This window comes from Mycobacterium sp. Dal123C01 (assembly GCF_052566995.1).
This window is the reverse complement of sequence record NZ_CP199580.1, coordinates 4,143,317-4,167,054: the sequence shown is the minus strand read 5'-3', so window position 1 is coordinate 4,167,054 and position 23,738 is coordinate 4,143,317. Positions and strand designations below refer to the sequence as shown.

The 23,738-nt window shown below is 65.0% G+C and carries 18 protein-coding genes; 12 read left to right on the top strand and 6 right to left on the bottom strand.

What is annotated here, in order from left to right; all coding sequences use genetic code 11:
• Positions 1 to 64: 64 nt before the first annotated feature.
• Together ACTXG5_RS19640 and ACTXG5_RS19635 are read left to right on the top strand one after the other, a co-directional pair.
• Positions 65 to 1,405: an FAD-binding oxidoreductase gene (locus ACTXG5_RS19640; protein WP_445160381.1), complete on the top strand. Its 1,341-nt coding sequence runs from the start codon at positions 65 to 67 to the stop codon at positions 1,403 to 1,405.
• Positions 1,405 to 2,226 carry a DAPG hydrolase family protein gene (locus ACTXG5_RS19635; protein ID WP_445160380.1) on the top strand — a complete coding sequence of 274 codons (822 nt, stop codon included), beginning with the start codon at positions 1,405 to 1,407 and terminating at the stop codon, positions 2,224 to 2,226. Before ACTXG5_RS19640 ends, ACTXG5_RS19635 begins: the two co-directional genes overlap by 1 nt.
• Positions 2,227 to 2,232: 6 nt before the next feature.
• Here the strand turns inward: ACTXG5_RS19635 and ACTXG5_RS19630 are convergent, their stop codons facing one another.
• A complete protein-coding gene (locus ACTXG5_RS19630) occupies positions 2,233 to 2,787 on the bottom strand; it encodes a TetR/AcrR family transcriptional regulator (RefSeq protein ID WP_445160379.1) in 555 nt (184 codons plus the stop codon).
• Between the two features lie 193 nt (positions 2,788 to 2,980).
• On the opposite strand from ACTXG5_RS19630, the gene ACTXG5_RS19625 reads away from it, so the two are divergent.
• On the top strand, positions 2,981 to 4,195 hold the full coding sequence (locus tag ACTXG5_RS19625; protein ID WP_445160378.1) for a cytochrome P450: 1,215 nt from the start codon (positions 2,981 to 2,983) through the stop codon (positions 4,193 to 4,195).
• 9 nt (positions 4,196 to 4,204) lie between these two features.
• Here ACTXG5_RS19625 and ACTXG5_RS19620 read toward each other — a convergent pair whose 3' ends face one another.
• Positions 4,205 to 6,022 (bottom strand): DUF4407 domain-containing protein, encoded by a 1,818-nt coding sequence (locus ACTXG5_RS19620; protein WP_445160377.1) that lies wholly within the window; start codon positions 6,020 to 6,022, stop codon positions 4,205 to 4,207.
• Positions 6,023 to 6,239: 217 nt separating this feature from the next.
• Here ACTXG5_RS19620 and ACTXG5_RS19615 point away from each other — a divergent pair, with 217 nt between their 5' ends.
• Positions 6,240 to 6,797, top strand: a complete 558-nt coding sequence (locus tag ACTXG5_RS19615; protein ID WP_445160376.1) for a hypothetical protein — start codon at positions 6,240 to 6,242, stop codon at positions 6,795 to 6,797.
• A 124-nt stretch (positions 6,798 to 6,921) separates the two neighbouring features.
• The gene (locus ACTXG5_RS19610) at positions 6,922 to 7,350 is read left to right on the top strand and encodes a type II toxin-antitoxin system Rv0910 family toxin (RefSeq protein WP_445164502.1); all 429 of its coding nucleotides are present in this window, start codon (positions 6,922 to 6,924) and stop codon (positions 7,348 to 7,350) included.
• Positions 7,351 to 7,372: 22 nt separating this feature from the next.
• Here the strand turns inward: ACTXG5_RS19610 and ACTXG5_RS19605 are convergent, their stop codons facing one another.
• The 3 genes from ACTXG5_RS19605 to malQ all read right to left on the bottom strand — a co-directional run bounded on the left by ACTXG5_RS19605 (position 7,373) and on the right by malQ (position 10,473).
• Positions 7,373 to 7,663 (bottom strand): LapA family protein, encoded by a 291-nt coding sequence (locus ACTXG5_RS19605; RefSeq protein WP_445160375.1) that lies wholly within the window; start codon positions 7,661 to 7,663, stop codon positions 7,373 to 7,375.
• 133 nt (positions 7,664 to 7,796) lie between these two features.
• Positions 7,797 to 8,267 (bottom strand): nuclear transport factor 2 family protein, encoded by a 471-nt coding sequence (locus ACTXG5_RS19600; protein WP_445160374.1) that lies wholly within the window; start codon positions 8,265 to 8,267, stop codon positions 7,797 to 7,799.
• Positions 8,268 to 8,331: 64 nt separating this feature from the next.
• The gene (malQ, locus tag ACTXG5_RS19595; RefSeq protein WP_445160373.1) at positions 8,332 to 10,473 is read right to left on the bottom strand and encodes a 4-alpha-glucanotransferase; all 2,142 of its coding nucleotides are present in this window, start codon (positions 10,471 to 10,473) and stop codon (positions 8,332 to 8,334) included.
• Positions 10,474 to 10,896: 423 nt separating this feature from the next.
• Here malQ and eccB point away from each other — a divergent pair, with 423 nt between their 5' ends.
• A complete protein-coding gene (gene eccB / locus ACTXG5_RS19590) occupies positions 10,897 to 12,417 on the top strand; it encodes a type VII secretion protein EccB (RefSeq protein WP_445160372.1) in 1,521 nt (506 codons plus the stop codon).
• Positions 12,414 to 16,580 carry a type VII secretion protein EccCa gene (eccCa, locus tag ACTXG5_RS19585; protein ID WP_445160371.1) on the top strand — a complete coding sequence of 1,389 codons (4,167 nt, stop codon included), beginning with the start codon at positions 12,414 to 12,416 and terminating at the stop codon, positions 16,578 to 16,580. The genes eccB and eccCa overlap by 4 nt, the downstream gene beginning before the upstream one ends.
• Positions 16,581 to 16,622: 42 nt before the next feature.
• Here the strand turns inward: eccCa and ACTXG5_RS19580 are convergent, their stop codons facing one another.
• Positions 16,623 to 17,795 (bottom strand): cytochrome P450, encoded by a 1,173-nt coding sequence (locus ACTXG5_RS19580; protein ID WP_445160370.1) that lies wholly within the window; start codon positions 17,793 to 17,795, stop codon positions 16,623 to 16,625.
• A gap of 169 nt (positions 17,796 to 17,964) precedes the next feature.
• Here ACTXG5_RS19580 and ACTXG5_RS19575 point away from each other — a divergent pair, with 169 nt between their 5' ends.
• The 5 genes from ACTXG5_RS19575 to ACTXG5_RS19555 all read left to right on the top strand — a co-directional run bounded on the left by ACTXG5_RS19575 (position 17,965) and on the right by ACTXG5_RS19555 (position 23,300).
• On the top strand, positions 17,965 to 18,159 hold the full coding sequence (locus tag ACTXG5_RS19575; RefSeq protein ID WP_445160369.1) for a ferredoxin: 195 nt from the start codon (positions 17,965 to 17,967) through the stop codon (positions 18,157 to 18,159).
• A gap of 480 nt (positions 18,160 to 18,639) precedes the next feature.
• The gene (locus ACTXG5_RS19570; protein WP_445160368.1) at positions 18,640 to 19,878 is read left to right on the top strand and encodes a PPE family protein; all 1,239 of its coding nucleotides are present in this window, start codon (positions 18,640 to 18,642) and stop codon (positions 19,876 to 19,878) included.
• A gap of 173 nt (positions 19,879 to 20,051) precedes the next feature.
• Positions 20,052 to 20,351 (top strand): PE family protein, encoded by a 300-nt coding sequence (locus tag ACTXG5_RS19565; protein ID WP_445160367.1) that lies wholly within the window; start codon positions 20,052 to 20,054, stop codon positions 20,349 to 20,351.
• Between the two features lie 10 nt (positions 20,352 to 20,361).
• Complete coding sequence (locus ACTXG5_RS19560) at positions 20,362 to 21,582, top strand: PPE family protein (RefSeq protein ID WP_445160366.1); 1,221 nt, start codon at positions 20,362 to 20,364, stop codon at positions 21,580 to 21,582.
• A gap of 479 nt (positions 21,583 to 22,061) precedes the next feature.
• Entirely contained in the window at positions 22,062 to 23,300 is a 1,239-nt protein-coding gene (locus ACTXG5_RS19555) for a PPE family protein (RefSeq protein WP_445164501.1), read from the top strand.
• Positions 23,301 to 23,738: the final 438 nt, after the last annotated feature.

Below are 23,738 nucleotides of genomic sequence, written 5' to 3'. Positions count from 1 at the left end.
TTCCACTATAGTGTTCCGCAATGCGGATTACCAAGGACCGGAGAGTGGATCAAAGGAGCTCCAGATGAGTGCGCTACCTGCAGGGCGGCACTTCTTTCGCGGCGACGACGGGTATGAAGCCGCCCGTCGCGGCACCGTATGGAACCAGCGCGTGCCGGAGCGCTACCCAGACGTGATCGTTGCGGCCGCCGATACCGACGACATCGTCAGCTCGTTGCGGTACGCCAAGTCCCACGACCACAAGGTCAATATCCGTTCGGGCGGCCATAGCTGGGCGGCCAACCACCTCCGCGATGGCGCTTTGCTGCTCGACGTCAGCCGGATCGACCACGCGACCATCGATGCCGAAAAGGGCATCGCCGTCGTCGGTCCGGGTAAGGGCGGCAGCATCCTCATGAGTGAGCTGGAAGCCCAGAATCTCTTCTTTCCCGCCGGGCACTGTAAGGGCGTCTGCGTCGGCGGCTACCTGCTACAGGGCGGGTACGGCTGGAATAGCCGAGTCTGGGGCCTGGCGTGTGAGAACGTCATCGGCCTGGACGTGATCACCGCGGAGGGCGAGCAAATCCACTGTGACGCGGACAATCACAGCGATCTGTACTGGGCGGCGCGCGGCGCCGGGCCGGGCTTCTTCGGCGTGGTCACCTCGTTCTATCTCAAGCTGCACAAGCGCCCGGGCGCTTGCGGCACCAGCGTCTACGTCTACCCGATCGAACTCGCCGACGAGATCTACACCTGGGCGCGCAACGTCAGCGCCGAAGTGGACCGTCGCGTCGAAATGCAAATCGTCGCAAGCCGAAGCGTTCCGAGCATGAACCTCGAGACCCCGGCCATCACCTTCGCGTCGCCGGCCTTCGCCGACACCGAAAAAGAAGCCGAAGAAGCACTGGCCATTTTCGGAACCGTGCCGGTTATCGACAAGGCGCTGGTCAAGATTCCTTACATGCCAACCGATATGCCCACCTGGTACACCGCCGTGATGAGCAACTACCTCTCCGACTACCGCTACGCCGCGGACAACATGTGGACGGGGGCTTCCGCGGAGGACCTGTTGCCGGGCATCCGCAACATCATCGAAACGATTCCCGACCACCCGTCGCACTTCCTGTGGCTGAACTGGGGACCGTCGCCGAAACGCCCGGACATGGCCTACAGCATTGAGGACGAGGTCTACCTGGCGCTCTACGGCGCCTGGAAGAACGAATCCGACGACGCGAAGTACGGCGACTGGGCGCAATCCAACATGGCCGCGATGTCGCATCTGGCCACCGGCATTCAGCTGGCCGACGAAAACCTCGGCCAGCGTCCGGCCCGGTTCGCCAGTGACGAGGCCATGGTCCGCCTCGACAAGACACGCACCGCCTATGACCCAGATGGTCTGTTCAATAGTTGGATGGGGCGACTCTGATGGCCAGCGAACTTTACCTGGGCTACCGCGACGACGATGCGAACACGCCATTCGGCAAATTCTTCAATCCCGAAATGGCTGCGCTCCCAGCACATGTCGTCGAGGCGCTGCAGCATGGCCCGCAAGGTGGGATGGCATTGTCGGCGTTCGGCGACGCCGCGAGCGTCGCCGACGAGGGGTACCAGCAGACCGAGAACGGCTACGGAGTTCTCGACGACGGTAGCTATCAAGTGTCGGTACGCACCGACATGCCCGGGGTCACGCCGGCGATGTGGTCCTGGTGGTTCGGCTGGCACGGCAGTGACACCCGCCGTTACAAGCTGTGGCATCCACGGGCGCATCTGTCCGCCGCTTGGAAAGACGGAGAGCAGGACAACGACGATGCCGGTCGCCCACGCGCCCAGCGTTACATCGGCCGCTGGTCGTTGATCAGCGAGTACATCGGCTCAACAATGCTCAATGGCGCAATCCAATTCGTCGCACCGGCGGAAATGGGCTGTCCGCCCGACAGTGCGGATGCGGTGGCGATCTGTGCCCGGCTGGGCGCCAGTGACGGCCCGGTGGACGTCGGGTGGTTCATCCACCACGTCCGGTCAACGCACGGCGGCTCTGAGATGCGGTCCCGATTTTGGATGGGCGGGCCGTATATCGCGGTACGCAACGCGCCCGGCGTGGCATCACGTGCGGTGCGCCCGATCGCGGCACGGATACTTGGCAACGCGGAAACCAACGCCCGCAACTTGCTGGCGCACTGTGCACAGGAGATGAATCACCTGGCGGGCTTCCTGCCTGAGCTTTACGCCGCGTTCGGCGACGAATAGCGGCTGTCAGCCCGAGTGGGTGAACGCGGGCGCAACAAAGCGCTCCACCAAGTCGCGTTCGGCTCGGTCGTCGCCGACGGGCCAATACATCAACGACAGCACAACGCGCACCACCCAATGCGCGGCCCGCGGGTCGCGGTCGGTGAGTCCGGTGAGATCCGTGGCGAAGCCGGCCAGTAACGGCGATCCGGTGAGCGCGACGACCTCGTCGGCGCGCACTGAGTTGATCATCAGCTGACCCAACGGATCGGCCCGAATCAACTTGAGCGCCACGGTGATCGCGGTGACGACTCGCTCCGGTCCGCTCATGCTGTCGACGGTCTGGCGGACTATTTCAATGATGCGCGCCGCGCCGCGGGCAATGACCGCATCGCGGATCTTCGCCTTCCCACCGGCGTAGCGGTAGATGGTGGCCCGGGAACAGTGGACCCGCTCGGCCAACGTGTCGATGTCGAAGGCATCGGGCCCGTCGCGGGTGATTATCTCGGCGGCGGCGGCATAGATGCGGTCGACGGCGATTTGGTGGCGATCACCACCGACCAGCCAATCGTCACGGGACACGAATCACCCACTCTTCGGCGCGAGAAGCTACGCCAGCTTTATCTCAAGTTAAGACGATACTAGCTGGTTATCTCAGCATCGGCGCAGGTCCGAGATCCCCCTTGAGACAGCCGGCGGCAGCATCGTCGAGGGCCGGCCCTCAACTTCCCGCACTACTGTTGACGTGGGGATATCCAGCTCCCAGGCTGAGGACGTGACAGCAATAGCCGACCCGGCCACGTTTTTCAGTAGCGCATCTCTGCAAGATCCCTACCCCCTTTACGAGCGCATGCGCGCTGCCGGCGCGGTGCACCGAATCGGTGAGTCCGAGTTCTATGCCGTATGCGGTTGGGATGCTGTCAATGACGTCATCGGCCGACCCGAGGACTTTTCGGCGAACCTCACCGCCACGATGACCTACACCGCCGAGGGTTCCCTCAAGGCGTTCGGGATGGACCCGCTCGGCGGGCCGACCCACGTACTTGCCACCGCCGACGATCCTGCCCACGCGGTGCACCGGAAACTGTTGGTGCGCCAATTGTCGGCCAGGCGGATTCGCGCCATCGAGCAATTCGCCGCTGACACCGCGGTCCGGTTGTGGGACGAGGCACTGCGCGACGGGCACATCGAATGGATGGACGCGATGGCCAACCGCCTGCCGATGATGGTGGTGGGCGAGCTGATCGGGGTGCCCGACGCCGACACCGCACAGCTGGTGACATGGGGGGCCGCGGCCACCCAACTGCTCGAAGGACTGGTCAGCGAAGAACACCTCGCCGCCGCGGGTATCGCCGTCATGGAGCTCAGCGATTATATCAAGGAGCAATTCGACATCGCCGCAGCCGATCCGCAAGACAATCTCCTGGGCGAGCTTGCTCGTGCGTGCGTCTCTGGCGAAGTGGACACCGTTACCGCCCAGGTGATGATGGTGATCCTGTTCGCCGCCGGGGGAGAGTCCACGGCATCGTTGCTGGGCAGTGCGGCATGGATACTGGCGAACCGTCCCGATATCCAGCAGCAGGTGCGTGAAAACCCCGATCTGCTAACGGCATTCATCGAGGAGACGTTGCGCTACGAGCCGCCGTTCCGGGGTCATTACCGACACGTGCGAAACGGCACCACGCTGGCTGGCGTTGACTTGCCTGCCGACTCGCACCTGCTACTGCTGTGGGGGGCGGCCAACCGCGACCCAGCCCATTTCGAGAGACCCGGCGAGTTCTTGCTCGACCGCGCTGAAGTCAAGGGGCACATTAGTTTTGGAAAGGGAGCGCATTTCTGTGTCGGTGCCTCGTTGGCTCGCTTGGAAGCCGCGATCGTGTTGCGTCTGCTGCTCGATCGCACCTCGACGATCGAACAAGCCGACGTCGGACGGTGGCTGCCCAGCCTCCTGGTGCGTCGTCTCGAACGATTGGAGCTATCCGTCAGATAACCGGGGAGATTATTTCCCGGGCGGAAGCTGGCGGGGGCCTTCGAGGGAACGCAGTTCACGCGGGCCCTCGCGCTCCGTCAACTCACGCGTGCGGTCGCTCTCCGCCGACGCCAGCGACAGGCCCTCCACGTCTTTGGCCGATCGCCGCAACGAGGAGCGCTCGTCGCGGCTGTCTAGCTGCTGAGTCCGGTTGCCGTGGTGCTCGCGCGATACGGGGATCGCTTCGGCGCGCGAGGGCGCCTCACCGGTCGTGGACGGGTTCGGCGACTTCTCGCCCGGGTCAGAGCTCTCGGAGTGAACCGTCACCTTGCGAGTGCGCTTGAGCGAGAACGTGATCTCCTCGACCTCTTCGAACACTTGGCGCGCGGTGCGCAGTGGAGCGGTGGTGTTGTCGATCACCCGCGCGATGATCGGCGGCACCAGTGGGCGAATCCAGCGAGCGGCTGCCCTAGTCGCGTCGGGAAGCGACGGGATCAATGGCGTGGCGCGCTCGTCCCGCGGTTCTACCTCGCCACCCGGCTGGACCTGTGCCGGGAGGTTTTCCACCCTCGGCGGTGCCTCGGTGCGGGAATCCGCTGCACCAGCGGGTAATTCGGCGATAGCTCGGCTAGCGGCCTCCGCTTCGGCCGCGATCGGCAGGTACATCTCTTCCTCCACTGGCTCGAAGGTTCGCTGCGACGACGCGGGCTGCGGACCCTCGATGGCTTCCGTGACTCGACGGCGTTGCTGCTCGCGGTCGATCTCGGTTTGCGCGTCGATAGTCAGGCGGGCCTGAGTCAGTTGGTGTTCAGCCCATAATATTTCGGCCTCGCGGCGAATTTCGGCCCGTTTGATCGCGATCGCGGTGTCCGCGTCGAGCTCGGCGCGGTCCCGCTCCGCGCGCGCCACCGCATGGCGATCGTGGGTGGTCTCGCCGCGCCACATCCGCAGGATGAGGGGCAGCAAATAGACCAGCACGAAAAATGCGATCGTCAGCAGGCGCAACATCAACGCCCCGACGTCGGCCAACGTGAGCTCGTTCATCGCGATCCAGCGGGCCCCGAAACCGCCCGGCTCGGCGTCCGCGAGCACGCGCTGGCGCGCCTCGGAGAGGGCACGTTCGTCGCGGGAAACCGTGGCGTCCAATTCGGGGGCCTGGCGGTCGCGAGCCGCCAGCGCGTTGTCGAGATCAAGCTGCGCATCAGCGAGAAGCTGGTTAGCCGTTCGGGTTTCGGGCCCGGCGCCGGGCACGCCGGTGATGCGAGTCTGTGGGCACGCCGGGCTCGGGTGGTATTCGCACCGCGCGATGACCAGGGCGTTGTCCTGCCGGTTGCGGGCCTGTGCGATGGCGTCGTCGAGCCCGCTGCGCGCATTGCGTGTCCGTTGTAGCGCTACCGACGCCTGCGCGACGGCCGGCGCCGCGTCGGCGCTACGCAGCGCCCGGTCGTCGAGACGGTGATCGATCGAGCGGGAAAACACGACGAGCGCAGCGAGTTCGCCGACGGCAACGCCGACTGCCACCGCTACAACCGCGCGTCCCGCGATACCGGGCCAGCCGCGATCGGGGCCGCTCGCGATGCCGCGAGCCACCGCCCCGACCAGTAGACCGAGGACAAGCGACAGCGTGACGATGGCAAACAGCGGCCAGCGTGTCGACGCGCTCGCTACCAATGCCGCGACAAGCCAGGCCGACACGGCTCCGAGCAGCACCACCGCGCCAGCCACGGCGTGGGTGGACCGCTCGTAACGCTCACCTAACTCGCGCCAGGGTCCGCCGCCAAGCCAGGTGAGCACCCCCTCGACCCGGGAGACGGCTGAGCGCGGCTCGATCATGTCGTGGGCGCCCATAAGACTCCAATACCTCCCGTCGTCCAGCCTCCCAGGCCACGGGCCGACACACCGAATCGAAGGGCCGGCGTGTGGTGTTGTTCACAACTCGACGCAATGGGGGCGGACAGCACTGTCGCGCTCGCCGGGTCTCAGCAAGGTGTATCTGACGCGAAATTCCTGCGACGCGGACAGATCAGCGAAGTTTCCGGCAAGTGGCGTGAGACGGTATAAGCCTATGCAAAACCTCGACTATGTCACCTACGAAGAGTTCGGACGCAGATTCTTCGAGGACGCCGTGACCCCCGAGCGTGTCGCCGCCGCGCTCGCGGACATCGCGGGTAGCGAATTCGCGATGGAGCCGATTGCTCAGGGGCCGGGCGGGATTGCCAAGGTCAGCGCGAACGTCAAGATCCAAGACCCTCGCGTCACGCGACGGTTGGGTGACAGCATCACCTTCATCATTCACATTCCACTGTCGATCGATCTGCTGCTGGATTTGCGCCTCGATAAACAACGGTTCGTGGTCTCCGGAGACATCGCATTGCGCGCGACCGCACGCGCCGCCGAGCCGCTGCTGCTGATTGTCGACGTCGCGAAACCGCGGCCCTCCGATATCACCGTCAATGTGTCGTCAAAGTCGTTCCGCGGCGAAATAGTGCGCATTCTGGGGGGCGTCGACGGTGAGATCCGTCGGTTCATCGCCCAATATGTCGCCGACGAAATCGATGCACCCCAATCCCAAGCCGCGCAAATCATCGACGTCGCAGAGAAATTGAACGAGGCCTGGCCTTAATCACGTCCACGTTTGCCCGTCCTGGCCAAGCACGTCACACCGCGGGAGCGTTTATCAGCTCCCCAGGCGCGGGTATGTGGTGCAAACGGCTCAGACTCAATGTGTTGCGAAGGAGCGACAAACCTTGGCGCAAGTGAACGTTTCGACGTCATCGGACTTGGATCCGGGTGCTGCCTGGAAGCTGGCTTCCGATCTGAGTCGATTTGGCGAGTGGATGACGATTTTTGGTGGTTGGCGCGGCGAGATGCCGTCAACGATTGAGCAGGGCACCAAAGTCTCTTCGTGCATCAGAGTGAAGGGATTTCGCAACGTCGTTCACTGGACAGTGACCCGCTATGACGAACCCAAATCGATTGAGCTGCAAGGCCGCGGTCGGGGTGGAATTCGGATTACCGTGGCGATGTCAGTGACCGACAAACAGCCGGGCTCAACATTTGATCTCACCGCCGACCTCAATGGAGGCGTACTCAGTGGGCCGGTCGGCAAGATCGTGGCCAGAGTGCTGCGCTCCGATGTGCGCACGTCGGTGGAGAACCTCGCCGCGATGCAATAGGCGCCCGGAGATCACCCAGAGATCACCTGGTCGGGTGGCTGAGAAACCACTCCCGTTCGGCCTGGCGGATCCTCCTGCGGTCCATGGCAAGCCAGTCCAGGCCCGCCCCGAGGGCCATCAATCCGATGATCGCCGCGACGACGCCCGCGCCGACCTGGCCAAGCGCAAAATTGGCGACACACACCACCAGCGCGAGCACAGCGGCCCCGATCACGACGAGTCCGGGTGCGTGCACCGAATCCTGCGGGGGTCCATCCGCATACCGTCGACCGGCCCGGCCATCGTCGACCGGGTTGCGGCTGTCGTGCCTCATCAGCACCTCCGTGGCTGTCATTGCGTTCGCCCGCGTCAGGCAAGAACCTTCTGGTTAGCTACCCGAAACACCGCCTGGCCAAACGACTTCGACGCGGGTCCGCGACGTGTGCAGCGACTCCGGCGGAGTGCGATCAGCCCGGATCGGGCGGCAACAATCGGCGTGCCGGCCGCGTTTCGATGGCATTGATGGTCAGCGCTCGGCGACTGATCCGCCAGCCCGCGTCCGTTGACTCGTACTCGTCGTCATAGCGCAAATGCCAGACCACATCGAGCACCTCATCGGCGCGCTGAGTCCAGTGATGGGCGACGCACGCAATCCGTCCCCGCGCCGTGCCCGGACGCGGCCCCTCGTCGTACACCTCACCGACGATCGCGTGCTCGGTGCGCGCCACCGAAGCGACCGCAGCGACCGCCGTCGCGATGGCCTGCTGACCGCGATGCGCATGAATCGGCTGCAGGGCGGCCGGCGGCTCGGGCACTCTCAGCTCGGCACCTGCGGTGAACAGTGCTGTTACGGAATCGAATTGGCGATCATCGACCCCGGCAGCATATCGGTGTACCACGTCGCTGAGCGCGGCTCGGTCGTTCGCTGAGAAAGTCACGGCAGTCGGGGGACCGGGGCAAAGACAGAAGACTTCATGGCACCTGAAGCTAACAGGCGCTCAGTTAGATAGTCGGAGGCGCCAGCGCGGCGCACACCGCCTCCGCCAGGGCGGCGGCCCGACGATCGGTGAAGATGTCCTCGAGCATCACCGGCCGGCCGTCGGGGCCGGTCAGCGGAACCCGCCAGTTGGGATATTCGTCGGTGGTGCCGGGCTGATTCTGGGTTCGCCGATCACCGACCGCGTCGGTCAGCGCCACTCCCAACAGCCGCGACGGTGTACGGCCCAGGTAGCGGTATAGGGCAAGCACAATCTGTTCGGGATCGTCGTCGCGCTCGCCGAGCAGCCCGACCCGGCGCAGCTCGGCCATCCAAGCCGCCAACTCGGACCGGTCGGACGCGAGCTCTTCGGCGACCGGCCGGGTCAGCAATCCCAGCGACTCGCGCAGCCGGACATGGTCGCCGGCCAGATAGCCGGCGGTCGGCGGCAGGTCGTGGGTGGTGACCGACGACAGGCAGTACTCGCGCCAGCGCTCGGCGGGCAGCGGACCACCATTTCCATCCCGGTCCAGCTCAAACCAGAGAATCGAGGTTCCCAGCAGGCCCCTTAGTAAGAGGTAGTCACGGACCCACGGTTCGACGGTGCCGAGATCCTCGCCGACAACCAGCGCGCCGGCCCGGTGCGCTTCCAGCGCGACGATGCCGATCATCGCCTCGTGGTCGTAGCGCACATAGGTGCCTTCGGTGGGCGGTGCGCCCTCAGGGATCCACCACAGCCGAAATAACCCGATGATGTGGTCGATACGAACGCCTCCGGCGTGGCGCAACACCGACCGGATCAGCGCGCGGAACGGCCGGTACTCCTGCTCATCAAGCCGGTCCGGCCGCCACGGCGGCTGCGACCAGTCTTGACCGAGCTGATTGAACTCGTCGGGCGGCGCGCCCGCGGTCACGCCCAGCGCCAGCACATCCTGCAGGGCCCAGGCGTCGGCCCCGTTCGGATGCACACCGACCGCCAGGTCATGCATGATGCCCAACGACATTCCGGCCCGCAGCGCCTGCGACTGTGCCGCGGCGAGTTGCTCGTCGATTTGCCATTGCAGCCAGCGATGGAAATCAACTGCGTCCGCATGCTTTTCGGCGAATCGAGCCACACCGATAGCGGAGGGATGCTGCAGGAAACTCGGCCAGCTGTGCCAGTCGCCGCCGTATTTCTCGGCTAACGCGCACCAGATGGCGAACTCGTCGAGCGAGCGACCTTCGCGCTCGCGGAACGCGGCGTAAGCCAGCTCCCGGCCTGCCGACCGAGGTGCTCGGTAGAGCAGCTTGAGCGCCTCCCGCTTCGCCGTCCACGCACTGTCACGGTCGATCGCATCGAGCCGGCTGGCTTGCTGTTGGACATCGGACCGCAACCGGCGCAGCCGGCCACGCTTAGTGAGGTCGGCGAATTCGGGGATGGACTCAACGCGAAGATAAAGCGGGTTGAAGAAGCGCCGCGACGTCGGAAGATACGGCGACGGCTCCATCGGGATCGTTGGGGTGGCCGCGTGTAGCGGATTGACCAACAGGTAGTCAGCGCCGTGCCGGGATGCGGACCACACCGCCAGATCGGTCAGGTCGGCGAGGTCGCCAACGCCCCACGACTGTTCGGACCGCACGCTGTAGAGCTGTGCGGCCAGGCCCCATGCCCGACGCGCGCCAAGTTGCTCCGGCAGCCCGAGCCAGTCGGGCGTCACGATGAGCGCGGCGCTGGTTTCGGTGTCCCTCGATCGCAAATGCACGCGGTGGTAACCCAACGGCAGGTCGGCGGGCAGGACGAAGCTGGCCTCGCCGACCCATCGCCCATCCAGATTGAACGGCGGCGTGAAGTTGTCGACCTGTCGCACGCCGCCGTGCACCGTGCCGTCCTCGAGCCGCAACAACACCTCGGCGGGATCACCGTGGGTGACGTGCACCCAGAACCGCGTCGGGGCGCCGGTGCGCGCGACGATGGTGGCCGGCAATTGACGTGCCCAATGCGTGCGCAGGTGGTTGGTCAGGGCCTCATTGCGGTCCTGTTCGGTGCTGGCCGCGACGCCCAGAGCCGCGAGCACCGCGACCAGCGTGCCCTCCGATACCTGCACCTGGCGGCCGGTCCAGTCCTCGTACCACGTGGCAATGCCGAATCGGCCGGCAAGTTCGACCAACGAGGGCGCGAGCTCAGTCATGCCGCCCATCTTGCTGCCAAATGCCGCCCGGCACGACGCGGCCCGGGGCAGCACCGCCGCCGGTTTTGCTGGTCAGTTATGCGCCGTGTCGTTGCTAAGCAGGTCAGCGAAGTTGTCGAGGAGGCCACACGCTCGACAGGACGGGTTGGCCGTGCGCGGCTACCATCCCTTCTTGAGATACCAAAGATTTCGGCCGGGGGATCCAGCAGGGCATGGCGAAATGCCAGTTCAGTGGTGTTTGCCAGCGGTCGCGTTAGCCATCTCGGCGACGTGGTGCCTGCCGGGTCGATGGACGGAACAAGGCCTGGAAATGAACGCCGAATGGCGCTACGTAGCGAGGTTATTGCGGGTGCCTTACGGTTATCAGTGTGATTCGCGTGCTGGACGGTGTCCAGGCGTTCTAGCAGACCGGATGGTGAATTAGTGGCGGAAGAGAGTCGCGGGCAGCGCGGCTCGGGGTATGGCCTCGGGCTATCGACGCGCACGCAGGTGACCGGCTATCAGTTCCTTGCTCGCCGAACCTCGATGGCGCTGACCCGCTGGCGGGTCCGGATGGAGGTAGAGCCGGGACGGCGCCAGACCCTGGCCATTGTGGCGTCGGTTTCTGCCGCGCTGGTGATCTGCCTGGGCGCGCTGCTGTACTCCTTTATCAGCCCGGCCGGCCAGGTAGGGGATTCGCCGATCATTGCCGACCGCGACTCCGGAGCGCTTTACGTCCGGGTCGGCGACAAGCTGTATCCGGCGCTGAACCTGGCGTCCGCGCGGTTGATCACGGGGCGCCCGGACAACCCGCACCTGGTCCGCTACAGCCAAATCGCCAACCTGCCGCGCGGCCCGATGGTGGGCATCCCCGGTGCGCCATCAAACTTCGGGTCAAAGACTCCGTCCTCGTCGTCGTGGCTGGTGTGCGACACCGTGGCCAACTCGACCGGTGTGGGATCGCCGTCGGGCGTGACCGTGACGGTGATCGACGGCACGCCTGACCTCAGTAACCGCCGACGGGTGCTGAACGGCTCGGACGCCGTGGTCTTGAGCTACAGCGGGGACACGTGGGTCATCCGGGAGGGACGCCGCTCGCGCATCGACGCGGCGAACCGCTCCGTATTGTTGCCGCTTGGGTTGACGCCGGAACAAATCAGCATGGCAAAGCCGATGAGCCGCGCCTTGTTCGACGCGTTGCCGGTGGGGCCGGAACTGACGGTGCCAGAGGTGCAGAACTCTGGAACTCCGGCGACGTTCCCCGGCGCTCCCGGCCCGGTGGGAACGATCCTCGTCACACCACAAATCAGCGGGCCGCAACAATATTCGCTGGTGCTGTCCGACGGTGTGCAGACGCTGCCGCCGTTGGTGGCCCAGATCATGCAGAACGCCGGAAACGCGAGCAACAGCAAGCCGGTGACCGTGGAACCTGCGGCGTTGGCAAAAATGCCGGTGGTCAACAAGCTGGATCTGTCGTCGTATCCGGATAACCCGTTGAATGTCACCGACCTTCGGGAGAACCCGGCGACCTGCTGGTGGTGGGAAAAGACCAACGGTGAGACCCGGGCCCGCGTCCAGGTCGTCTCGGGGCCGACCATCCCCGTCTCGCAATCCGAGATGAAAAAGGTTGTGACGCTGGTGAAGTCGGACACGAGTGGCCGCGAAGCCGACCAGGTCTACTTCGGCCCTAACTTTGCGAACTTCGTGGCAGTCACCGGCAACGATCCCAGTGCCAAGACCACCGAATCGCTGTGGTGGTTGACGGATGCGGGCGCCCGATTCGGAGTGGACGACACCCGCGAAGTGCGTGAGGCGTTGGGTTTGCAATCCGCACCGAGCCTGGCGCCGTGGGTGGCGCTCCGGCTCCTACCGCAGGGTCCGACGTTGTCGCGGGCTGATGCGTTAGTGCAGCACGACACCCTTCCGATGGATACGTCCCCTGCAGAGTTGGTGGTACCGAAGTGAAGCGTGGATTTGCCCGGCCAACACCGGAAAAGCCTCCGGTAATCAAGCCGGAAAACATCGTCCTGCCGACCCCGCTGAGCATCCCGCCGCCGGAGGGCAAACCCTGGTGGATGGTCGTGGTCGGCGTCCTGGTGGTCGGCCTGCTGATCGGCATGGTCGCGATGACCTTCGCCAGCGGTTCGCACGTGTTCGGTGGGGCCGGCTCGATCTTCCCGATCTTCATGATCGGTGGCGTCGCGATGATGATGTTCGGCGGCCGGATGGGCGGCGGCCAGCAGCAGATGAGCCGTCCGAAACTCGACTCGATGCGCGCCCAGTTCATGTTGATGCTGGACATGCTGCGCGAGACCGCCCACGAGTCGGCCGACAGCATGGACGCCAACTACCGGTGGTACCACCCGGCACCCGACACGCTGACCGCAGCCGTCGGGTCCTCTCGGATGTGGGAACGCAAACCCGACGGTAAAGACCTCAACTTCGGCGTCGTCCGAGTCGGCGTGGGCATGACCCGTCCCGAGGTGACCTGGGGTGAGCCCCAGAACATGCCGACCGACATCGAGCTGGAGCCTGTGACTGGTAAGGCGCTTCAGGAATTCGGTCGCTATCAGAGCGTCGTGTACAACCTGCCCAAGATGGTTTCCCTACTCGTGGAACCTTGGTATGCGCTGATCGGAGAGCGCCCGCAGGTACTGGCATTGATGCGAGCGATCGTCTGCCAGCTGGCGTTCTCCCATGGCCCCGACCACGTGCAGATGGTTGTGGTCAGTTCGGACTTGGACGAATGGGATTGGGTCAAGTGGCTGCCGCACTTCGGTGATTCCCGGCGCCAGGACGCGGCGGGTAGCGCACGGATGGTCTACAGCTCGGTGCGCGAGTTCGCCGCCGAGCAAGCCGAGTTGTTCGCCGGCCGTGGGTCGTTCACACCTCGCCACGCCAGTTCGTCGGCCCAGACGCCGACACCACACACGGTGATCGTCGCCGATGTCGTCGATCCCCAATGGGAGTACGTGATCAGCGCCGAAGGTGTCGACGGCGTGACGTTCTTCGACCTGACCGGTTCTTCGATGTGGACCTCGGTCCCGGAGCGGACGTTGCGGTTCGACGACAAGGGCGTGATCGACGCACTGCCTCGTGACCGCGACACCTGGATGGTGATCGACGACAAGCCTTGGTTCTTCGCTCTCACCGACCAGCTCAGCGCCGCCGAGGCCGAGGAGTTCGGGCAGAAGCTGGCGCACTGGCGCCTCGCGGAGGCCTACGAGGAGATCGGCCAGCGGGTGACCCACATCGGCGCCCGGGACATCTTGGCCTATTACGGGGTTGACGACCCTTCCGAGATCGACTTCGAAGCGCTGTGGGGTGCCCGCACCGACACGATGGGGCGCTCGCGGTTGCGGATACCGTTCGGCAACCGCTCCGACAACGGCGAGCTGCTGTTCCTGGACATGAAGTCGCTGGATGAAGGCGGCGACGGCCCGCACGGAGTCATGTCGGGAACGACAGGTTCCGGTAAGTCAACGCTGGTGCGCACCGTGATTGAGTCGCTGATGCTCAGTCACCCGCCCGACGAGCTGCAGTTCGTCTTGGCCGACCTCAAGGGTGGGTCAGCGGTCAAGCCCTTCGCCGGGGTCCCGCACGTCTCGCGGATCATCACCGACCTGGAAGAGGACCAGGCGCTGATGGAGCGCTTCCTGGATGCGCTGTGGGGCGAAATTGCCCGCCGCAAGGCGGTATGCGACAACGCCGGTGTCGATGACGCCAAGGAATACAACTCCGTACGTACCAGGATGCGTGCCCGCGGCCAGGACATGGCGCCGCTGCCGATGCTCGTGGTGGTTATTGACGAGTTCTACGAATGGTTCCGCATCATGCCGACCGCGGTCGACGTCCTCGACTCGATCGGCCGGCAGGGCCGCGCCTACTGGATCCACCTGATGATGGCCTCGCAGACCATCGAAAGCCGCGCCGAAAAGCTCATGGAGAACATGGGTTACCGGTTGGTGCTGAAAGCGCGTACCGCAGGTGCGGCGCAGGCCGCAGGTGTGCCGAACGCCGTGAACCTGCCCGCCCAAGCCGGTCTCGGGTACTTCCGTAGAAGCCTCGAAGACATCGTCCGGTTCCAGGCCGAGTTCCTCTGGAGGGACTACTTCTCCCGCGGAATCAGCGTTGACGGCGACCTGGCGCCGGCGTTGGTGCACAGCATCGATTACATCCGCCCGCAGCTGTTCACCAACTCGTTCACCCCGCTTGAGGTCAGTGTCGGTGGGCCGGACATCGATCCGTCAGCCATTCTCGGCAACGGTGAGGTGCTCGAGGCGGAAGACGAAGAAGAGGAAGAAGAAAGCATCAGGACGCCGAAAGTCGGCACGGTGATCATCGATCAGCTGCGCAAGATCGATTTCGAGCCGTACCGCTTGTGGCAACCACCCCTGACGCGGCCGGTCGCGATCGATGAGTTGGTCAACCGGTTCCTCGGCCATCAGTGGAACCAGGACTACGGCTCGGCCAGGGACCTGGTGTTCCCGATCGGGATCATCGACCGTCCCTTCAAGCACGACCAGCCGCCGTGGACGGTCGACACCTCCGGGCCCGGAGCCAACGTGTTGATCCTGGGCGCCGGCGGTGCGGGCAAAACGACGGCACTGCAGTCGCTGATCTGCTCGGCGGCGCTGACCCACACTCCCGAGCAGATCCAGTTCTACTGCCTGGCCTACAGCGGTACCGCGTTGACCACGATCGCGCGTCTCCCGCACGTGGGTGAGGTAGCCGGTCCGACGGATCCTTACGGTGTTCGCCGGACAGTAGCCGAACTGCTGGCGCTGGTGCGCGACCGTAAGCGCAGCTTCCTCGAATACGGAATCGCCTCGATGGACGTATTCCGGCGCCGCAAGTTCGGCGGCGAGGCCGGCCCAGTGCCCAACGACGGGTTCGGCGATGTCTACCTGGTGATCGACAACTACCGGGCGCTGGCCGAGGAAAACGAGGTCCTGATCGAGCAGGTGAACGTGATCATCAACCAGGGCCCCTCGTTCGGGGTGCACGTGGTGGTCACCGCCGATCGTGAATCGGAGCTGCGGCCGCCGGTGCGTAGTGGGTTCGGTTCCCGGATCGAGTTGCGCCTGGCCGCGGTCGAAGACGCCAAGCTGGTGCGGTCCCGCTTCGCCAAGGATGTCCCGGTCAAGCCCGGGCGTGGCATGGTCGCCGTCAACTACGTCCGACTCGACAGCGACCCGCAGGCGGGCCTGCACACGTTGGTGGCCCGTCCCGCGCTGGCCAACACCCCCGACAACATCTACGAGTCCGACAGCGTGGTCGCGGCCGTCAGCCGGCTCGCGAGCGGCCAAGCGCCGCCGGTGCGCCGTCTGCCGGCACGGTTCGGCGTTGAGCAAGTGCGGGAGCTGTCCACCCGGGACCATCGCCAAGGAGTTGGTGTCGGCGGAATCGCCTGGGCCATTTCAGAATTGGACCTGGCGCCGGTCTACCTGAACTTCGCCGAGAACGCGCACTTGATGGTGACGGGCCGACGCGAGTGCGGGCGTACCACGACGCTGGCCACGATCATGTCCGAAATCGGTCGGCTGTATGCCCCCGGATCCACCAGCGCACCGACGCCGTCGGCGGGGCAGCCCTCGGCGCAGGTATGGCTGGTCGACCCGCGCCGTCAGCTGCTGACCGCCCTGGGCACCGAATACGTGGAGAAGTTCGCCTACAACCTCGACGGCGTGCAGGCGCTGGTGGGTGAATTGGCGGCGGTTCTGGCCGCTCGCCAGCCTCCGCCCGGTCTCTCCGCGCAAGAGCTGCTGTCGCGGTCGTGGTGGAGCGGTCCGGAGATCTTCCTGATCGTCGACGACATCCAGCAGCTGCCGCCCGGCTTCGATTCGCCGCTGCACCAGATTGCTCCGTGGGTGACCCGGGCCGCCGACGTCGGCCTGCACGTCCTCGTCACCCGCACGTTCGGCGGTTGGTCTTCGGCGGGCAGCGACCCGATTCTGCGGGCGCTGGCTCAGGCGAATGCACCATTGCTGGTGATGGACGCCGACCCCGACGAGGGCTTCATCCGCGGCAAGATGAAGGGCGGCCCGCTGCCCCGCGGCCGAGGCCTGCTGATGGCCGAAGACACCGGCGTGTTCGTGCAGGTGGCCGCAACCGACGTGCGCAAGTAAGACAGCAGCCGCTGAGCTGGAGTCGGTCCGGTATCCCCGCGATCAACTCCAGTTCAGCGGTAATTCCTTGAGCGCGAACGTCTTTGACGGGAAGCTAATCTCCGGGGTGTAGTCCGGGGGTAGTTCGAAGTCGGGGATTTGCTTGAGCCATTCTCCGACGATCACCGTCAGCTCGATGCGTGCCAAATGAGAACCCAGGCAGCGATGCGGGCCGCCGCCAAATCCCCAGTGCCGATGTACTTTTCCGTCCAGAACCAAATCATCGGTGGACACCTTGTCGCTACCGTCACGGTTGATCGCGGCCATGCACAACCGCACCTGAGAGCCCGGGGGGAGTGTCATGCCGCCGACTTCGACGTATTCGGTGGTCACCCGGGGGGCTACCGGCGCCGACGGCTCCAGCCGGACGATCTCCTCGATGAAAACCCTGGTGTCCCTGGGATTGTCGCGAAGTTTTGCACGCAGTTCGGGCCTGCGTGCCAATTCGAATAGCGAGAACCCGATCGCAGCGGTCACGGTGTCCAGGCCGGCCAGGATCAACAGATGGCTCATACCCAGCAGCTCGAGATCGGTGAACTCGCCGTCGCCGGTCATCACCTTCGACAACATGTCCGTGCCGGGGCTTCGCCGACGCTGTTGGATGGCGTCGGTGAGGTACTCAAACAGCGCCTGCGCCTTGTCCATCTCGGCCTGGCCGAGGACGGGCTTGTCCGTGTTAAGCGCGTTCTTCCAGTCGATCAAACGGTCGCGATCCTCAAGCGGCAGACCATAGAGGTCCAGGAACACCTGAAAAGGGTACAAATTCGCGAAATCCGCTACCGCGTCGCACTCGCCGCGGCCGGCAAATGCGGCGATCATCTCAGCGGCGTGGCGCTCCAGCACCGGCCGCGACTTACTCAGCGCATGGGGGCTGAAATACGGTTGCAGGAACTTGCGGTAGCGAGTGTGCTCCGGTGGATCGAACGCCAGAGGCACCACGGGCAGGTAGCCAGGGGGCTGAAGCGCCAGCCGTGAGGAGAAGACCTTGGGATTGCGCAGCGCAGCCAGCACGTCCTCGCGGCGCGTCAAGTGGTAGCAGCCGTTCATGAACACCACCGGCCCGGCATCGCGCAATGTCTTCCATCCATCGGCCCGGTCGGTGGCCATCGGTAGCGAGTAGAAGTCGAGCCGCGGCAGATAGAACTCGCCTGGCTGGTATTCGCCAAGGATGCTCATGCGCTCTGTCTCCGCTTGTCTATCAGTCTGTTTGGTGGCACACCAATATCCCATGTGTTTTGACGGCCGTGCCATCCGGATGGCGAGCTCTGACCGGCGAGCAGTCTTCTAGACTTTGATTTTAGCGACCGATTCGCATGCTCTCGGAGCCGTCGGAGGAGGAGACCTGGTGAGGGTTCGTCTCGAAAAGTCGAAATGCGTGGGCCACGCCCAGTGTTACGCCGTCGACCCAGACCTGTTCCCGATCGACGAGTCGGGCTATTCGATCCTCGAAGAACACGAAGTGCCACTCGAGGATGCGGAGTTGATCCGCGACGGTGTGGCCTCCTGCCCGGAAATGGCCCTGGTCATCGAAGAGGACTGACTGCGCCGGCGGCGGCCGAGCCGACAGCGGTAAGCCAACCGAAGGTGAACAACCGCGCTCGGGAAATGAACTCCAGTTGGCCGGGAGTGAACAATGGTTGGCTTGGCGTGAATAGTTGGCATCTCCGGTCGGCGTGACGCTGGCAAGCCATTAATGTCTTTCTCGAGCGGCAGTTCAGGCCAAGTGAGCTGTCGCTCGGTTGCTGACAGCGGGGGTAATCGAAGCAGGATGGGCATGTCGCTCCAGACCAGTCACTCGGGAAACATGGTGGTAACACACCTTTCCGAAGGTAGCGAACGGATGCATCAGAAGCCATTCGGTTGCCTACCAGCTAGGTTTGCTGACCGACGGATGCGCGTGACTCCGAAAGGGTCAGCGGTCCGAGGCTAGCAATGCTGAGGCGGCCACCAATAGTTCTTAAAGGTTCTTACGCGATAGCCGAGATTGCCACCGCAATCGCGGCCAATTGAGGAGGACGCGGTGTTCGACTACGGTGCGTTATCGCCCGAGATCAATTCCGGTCGTATGTATATGGGTCCGGGGTCGGGCCCGATGATGGCTGCGGCTGCGGGTTGGGATGGGTTGGCAGCGGAGTTGGCCACGGCGACCAGTGGCTATAGCTCGGTGATTTCTGAGCTGACCAATGGGCCCTGGATTGGGCCGACGTCCCAGCAGATGCTGGCCGCGGCGCTGCCGTATGTGAGCTGGTTGGGCACGATGGCGGCGCAGACCGAGCAGACCGCGATGCAGGCCCGGGCGGCTGCGGCGGCGTTTGAGGCGGCGTTCATGATGACGGTGCCTCCGCCGGTGATCGCGGCCAATCGGGTGTTGTTGCTGAATCTGATCGCGACCAACTTCTTCGGGCAAAACACCCCGGCGATCGCGGTGACCGAGGCCCAGTACATGGAGATGTGGGCCCAAGACGCCGCGGCGATGTATGGCTACACCGCCTCTTCGGCGGTGGCCACCGTCGTGGCCCCGTTTGAGTCACCGCCCAACACCACCACTCCGGATGCCGCGACCGATCAGGCCGCCGCGGTGTCCCAGGCGGCGGCTCAGCCGGCGGGCAACTCCGCGCAGAGCGCGGCAAGCTCCACCACGCAGCTGGCCACCAGTGCGGCCACTCCGCAAGCGGTGCAACAAGTCTCGGCAGCGGCGGCGGCAGCCGATCCTGCTGCCGTCGCCGACCAGCCCTGGTGGGTGCAGTTCTTGGAGAGCTTCTTCACCCTCCCCACCCCGACCAACCCCAACGGGCTCACCCCAGCCGTTTACACCGTGCTTTTGAAGAACCTCACAGGTTTTTTCTACTTCGGGGTGGGGCAGGGCAGCTTCGGTTACTCGATCCAGCAGCAGACGACGTTCGGCCTCGGTTCCACCGCCGGTGCCCAAGGCGCGTGGTTCCCCACCCCGCAGTTCGCCGGCCTGGCCGCCCTCGGCGGCGGGCACCCCGGCGGCGTCGCCGCCGCCCACCTCGCCTCCTCCATCAAGGTCGGCGGATTGTCGGTGCCCTCCAGCTGGGGCGGCGTGGCACCCGCAGCACTCGAAGAACAAGCCCTGCAGGCCACCACCGTCAACTACGCCACCGCCGCCGGACCCACCAACAACGGCATCATGCAAGGCATGCCACCCGGCGCCCTAGGACGACGCGGCGCCACCGGCTTCACCCACAAATACGGCTTCAAACGCAACGTCCTCGTCCGACCACCATCCGCAGGATAACCACCATGAAGAATTCAAATCTCGACGAAGAGAAGTGTCTGCCAGATGAACACCAGTTGTCCGGGTCTGAACAGTTCGCTGCGTGGCAGGACCGCCGCCTGCGATCGAACTAACGTCATCATCAACAAAGCCCGCCGGTGCGCGCGCCGGACGGTTATTGAGGAGGGAATCACGTGTCGTTTGTGACAGCGCATGCAGGATCGTTGGCGTCGGCGGCGGGTACGTTGCAGGGAATCGGTTCCGCCCTAAGCGCCCAGAATGCTGCCGCCGCGGCCCCCACGACGGGCGTGGTGCCAGCTGCCGCCGACGAGGTGTCGGCGCTAACGGCGGCCCAGTTCGCCGCACATGCCCACATGTATCAGGCGGTCAGCGCTCAGGCCACCGCCATTCACGAGCAGTTCGTCAACACGCTGCACGTGAGCTCAGGTTCGTACGAGCTGACCGAGGCGGCCAACGCGGCCGCGGCGGGCTAAGGGGATCACGATGGTTGATTTTGGGGCGTTGTCTCCAGAGTTGAATTCCGCGCGGATGTATGCCGGTGCGGGTTCGACGTCGTTGACGACGGCGGCTTCGGCGTGGCGTTCGCTTGCCGCGGAGCTGAATTCGGCGGCGTTGGGCTATGAGAATGTGATTACTCAGTTGTCCAGTGAGGAGTGGCTGGGGGCGGCCTCGACGAAGGCGGCCCAGGCGTTGACCCCGTATGTGACCTGGATGAAGACCACCGCGGCGCAGGCTGAAGAGGCGGCTTCACAGTCGGATGCGGCCTCGGCGGCGTTTGAGACCGCGTTTGCCTCGGTGGTGCCCCCGCCGTTGATTGCCCAGAACCGGGCCTTGCTGCTGCAGGCGCTGCAGGCCAATGTGTTGGGCCAGTACACCAATGTGATCGCTCAGCTCGAGTCGCAGTACGGGCAGATGTGGGCCCAAGATGCCAGCACGCTGTACAACTACGCGGCGCAGTCGTCCAACGCGACCAAGGTGACGCCGTTTAAGTCGGCTCCCGAGGTGTCCACCCAGGACGCCGGGGCCAAGCAGGGCGCGGCGGTGAACTCGGCGTCGGGCACCGCGGCGGGCAACGCCTCGAGCACGACGGCCAGCGCGATCCAGCAGACACCCAAGACGCTGGCGGCCGCGGCCACCCCGGCGGCAGCCGCCGCCGCCACGCCCACCACCGATCCGTTCAGCGAGATGTGGTTCCTGCTGACCGGTCAGAGCAGTCTGCCCACCAGCTTCGCCTCATTTATTAACGGGCTGAGCCCATTTGCGGGTTTCGCCTACAACACCGAGGGTCTGCCCTACTTCAGCGTGGGTATGGGTAACAGCGGTGTGCAGATCGCCAAAAGTACCGGGCAACTCGGGGGTGCGGTCGCCAGCGCGGCGTCCGCGGCTCCCAAGGGCCTGTCCGGTCTGGGCGGCATGCTCGGCGGCGGCGCAGGGGCGCCGGCGGTGGCAGCCGGTCTGGGCAACGCCGCCTCGGTCGGCAAACTCTCGGTACCAGCCATGTGGTCCGGAGCCGCACCAGCGATCAGCCATGCCGCAGCCGTACCCGTCAGCGCCATCAGCGCGGTCCCCGAAGCCGCCGGACAAGGCAACCTGCTCGGCGGCATGCCACTAGCCGGCATGGGCGGCCAAGGAGGATTCGGCGCCTCAGGCCCCCGCTACGGCTTCAAACCCACCGTCATGGCCCGCCCACCCTTCGCCGGATAACCACCCGATTCACTCCAAGTGCACGCATGGCGGCCACGTGGCCGTCATGCGTGCATTTTGCTTGTCCCTGAATTGGTGAGAACGGCCTCTGGTTGAACTCGCTTCGCCGCCGGTGACACACCATTGCACAGGGACGTCACGCAGGTTTTATCCGCGAGCGGATTTTTATCCGGCGCCGGAATTTCGATCCCCGCTAGGCACCGAAAACAGTCGCGACCGACAGCCCCCGTGCGGCGGCGCCGCTCCCGCATAACTGCAGGTGATGGTGCGAATTCGCGACACCGTGAACCGCTGACGGCGTCTTGCACTCCTGTCGGATAGACCTAGGCGTCGTGGCGGCTTTTGCGGATCCGTCGAGTCACGGTGCGGCAGTGGGGGATCACGGCACCATAGCCTCACAACCGAGCAACTTCGGTCCAAGCCCGTCGACTAATTCCACTTGCGAGGAACACATGCCGTTCGAGCCAGGCGCTTCGTAGATCATGGACTACGGTGCGTTATCGCCCGAGATCAATTCCGGTCGTATGTATATGGGTCCGGGGTCGGGCCCGATGATGGCTGCGGCTGCGGGTTGGGATGGGTTGGCAGCGGAGTTGGCCACGGCGACCAGTGGCTATAGCTCGGTGATTTCTGAGCTGACCAATGGGCCCTGGATTGGGCCGACGTCCCAGCAGATGCTGGCCGCGGCGCTGCCGTATGTGAGCTGGTTGGGCACGATGGCGGCGCAGACCGAGCAGACCGCGATGCAGGCCCGGGCGGCTGCGGCGGCGTTTGAGGCGGCGTTCATGATGACGGTGCCTCCGCCGGTGATCGCGGCCAATCGGGTGTTGTTGCTGAATCTGATCGCGACCAACTTCTTCGGGCAAAACACCCCGGCGATCGCGGTGACCGAGGCCCAGTACATGGAGATGTGGGCCCAAGACGCCGCGGCGATGTATGGCTACACCGCCTCTTCGGCGGTGGCCACCGAGGTGGCCCCGTTTGAGTCACCGCCCAACACCACCACTCCGGATGCCGCGACCGATCAGGCCGCCGCGGTGTCCCAGGCGGCGGCTCAGCCGGCGGGCAACTCCGCGCAGAGCGCGGCAAGCTCCACCACGCAGCTGGCCACCAGTGCGGCCACTCCGCAAGCGGTGCAACAAGTCTCGGCAGCGGCCGCGGCAGCCGATCCCGCCGCCGCCGCCGACCAGCCCTGGTGGGTGCAGTTCTTGGAGAGCTTCTTCACCCTCCCCACCCCGACCAACCCCAACGGCCTCACCCCAGCCGTTTACACCGTGCTTTTGAAGAACCTCACCGGCTTTCCCTACTTCGGGGTGGGGCAGGGCAGCTTCGGTTTCTCGATCCAGCAGCAGACGACGTTCGGCCTCGGTTCCACCGCCGGTGCCCAAGGCGCGTGGTTCCCCACCCCGCAGTTCGCCGGCCTGGCCGCCCTCGGCGGCGGGCACCCCGGCGGCGTCGCCGCCGCCCACCTCGCCTCCTCCATCAAGGTCGGCGGATTGTCGGTGCCCTCCAGCTGGGGCGGCGTGGCACCCGCAGCACTCGAAGAACAAGCCCTGCAAGCGACCACCGTCAACTACGCCACCGCCGCCGGACCCACCAACAACGGCATCATGCAAGGCATGCCACCCGGCGCCCTAGGACGACGCGGCGCCACCGGCTTCACCCACAAATACGGATTCAAACGCAACGTCCTCGTCCGACCACCATCCGCAGGATAACTCGTGTTCAACATCGAATCGCTAGATCGCGCGGCGCCCAAGGCCGCTTATCCCCGTCTATTCCGAGGCTGGCTCGCGCGCACAGCAAGGGCGATATCTGCATCCTCGGGCCAGCGTTTATCCGCGTCCGGATTTTATCCCCGGGCCGATGATTGCAATCTCGCCATGCCGACGCAGCCGGCATCCTCTCTTCTGGAGGTCGGCCGGTGATGGCACCCCGGGGAACGGTTGTTTTGGCAGGTCGGCGGGTGCACGCACCTTCGGTCACGGACCGCTTCGCCCACGGCGGCTCAATTCCGCGGCGCCACAGGCCAGGGCCCCATGGCCATGCGAAGGTAATGGCGTCAGCAGCCGGTGCAGGCATGAGCCAACTAGCGTCTTTCAAAGCCGAAACTCGTTTGAGATTCACTACGCTAACTGCGAGCAATTCACACCATT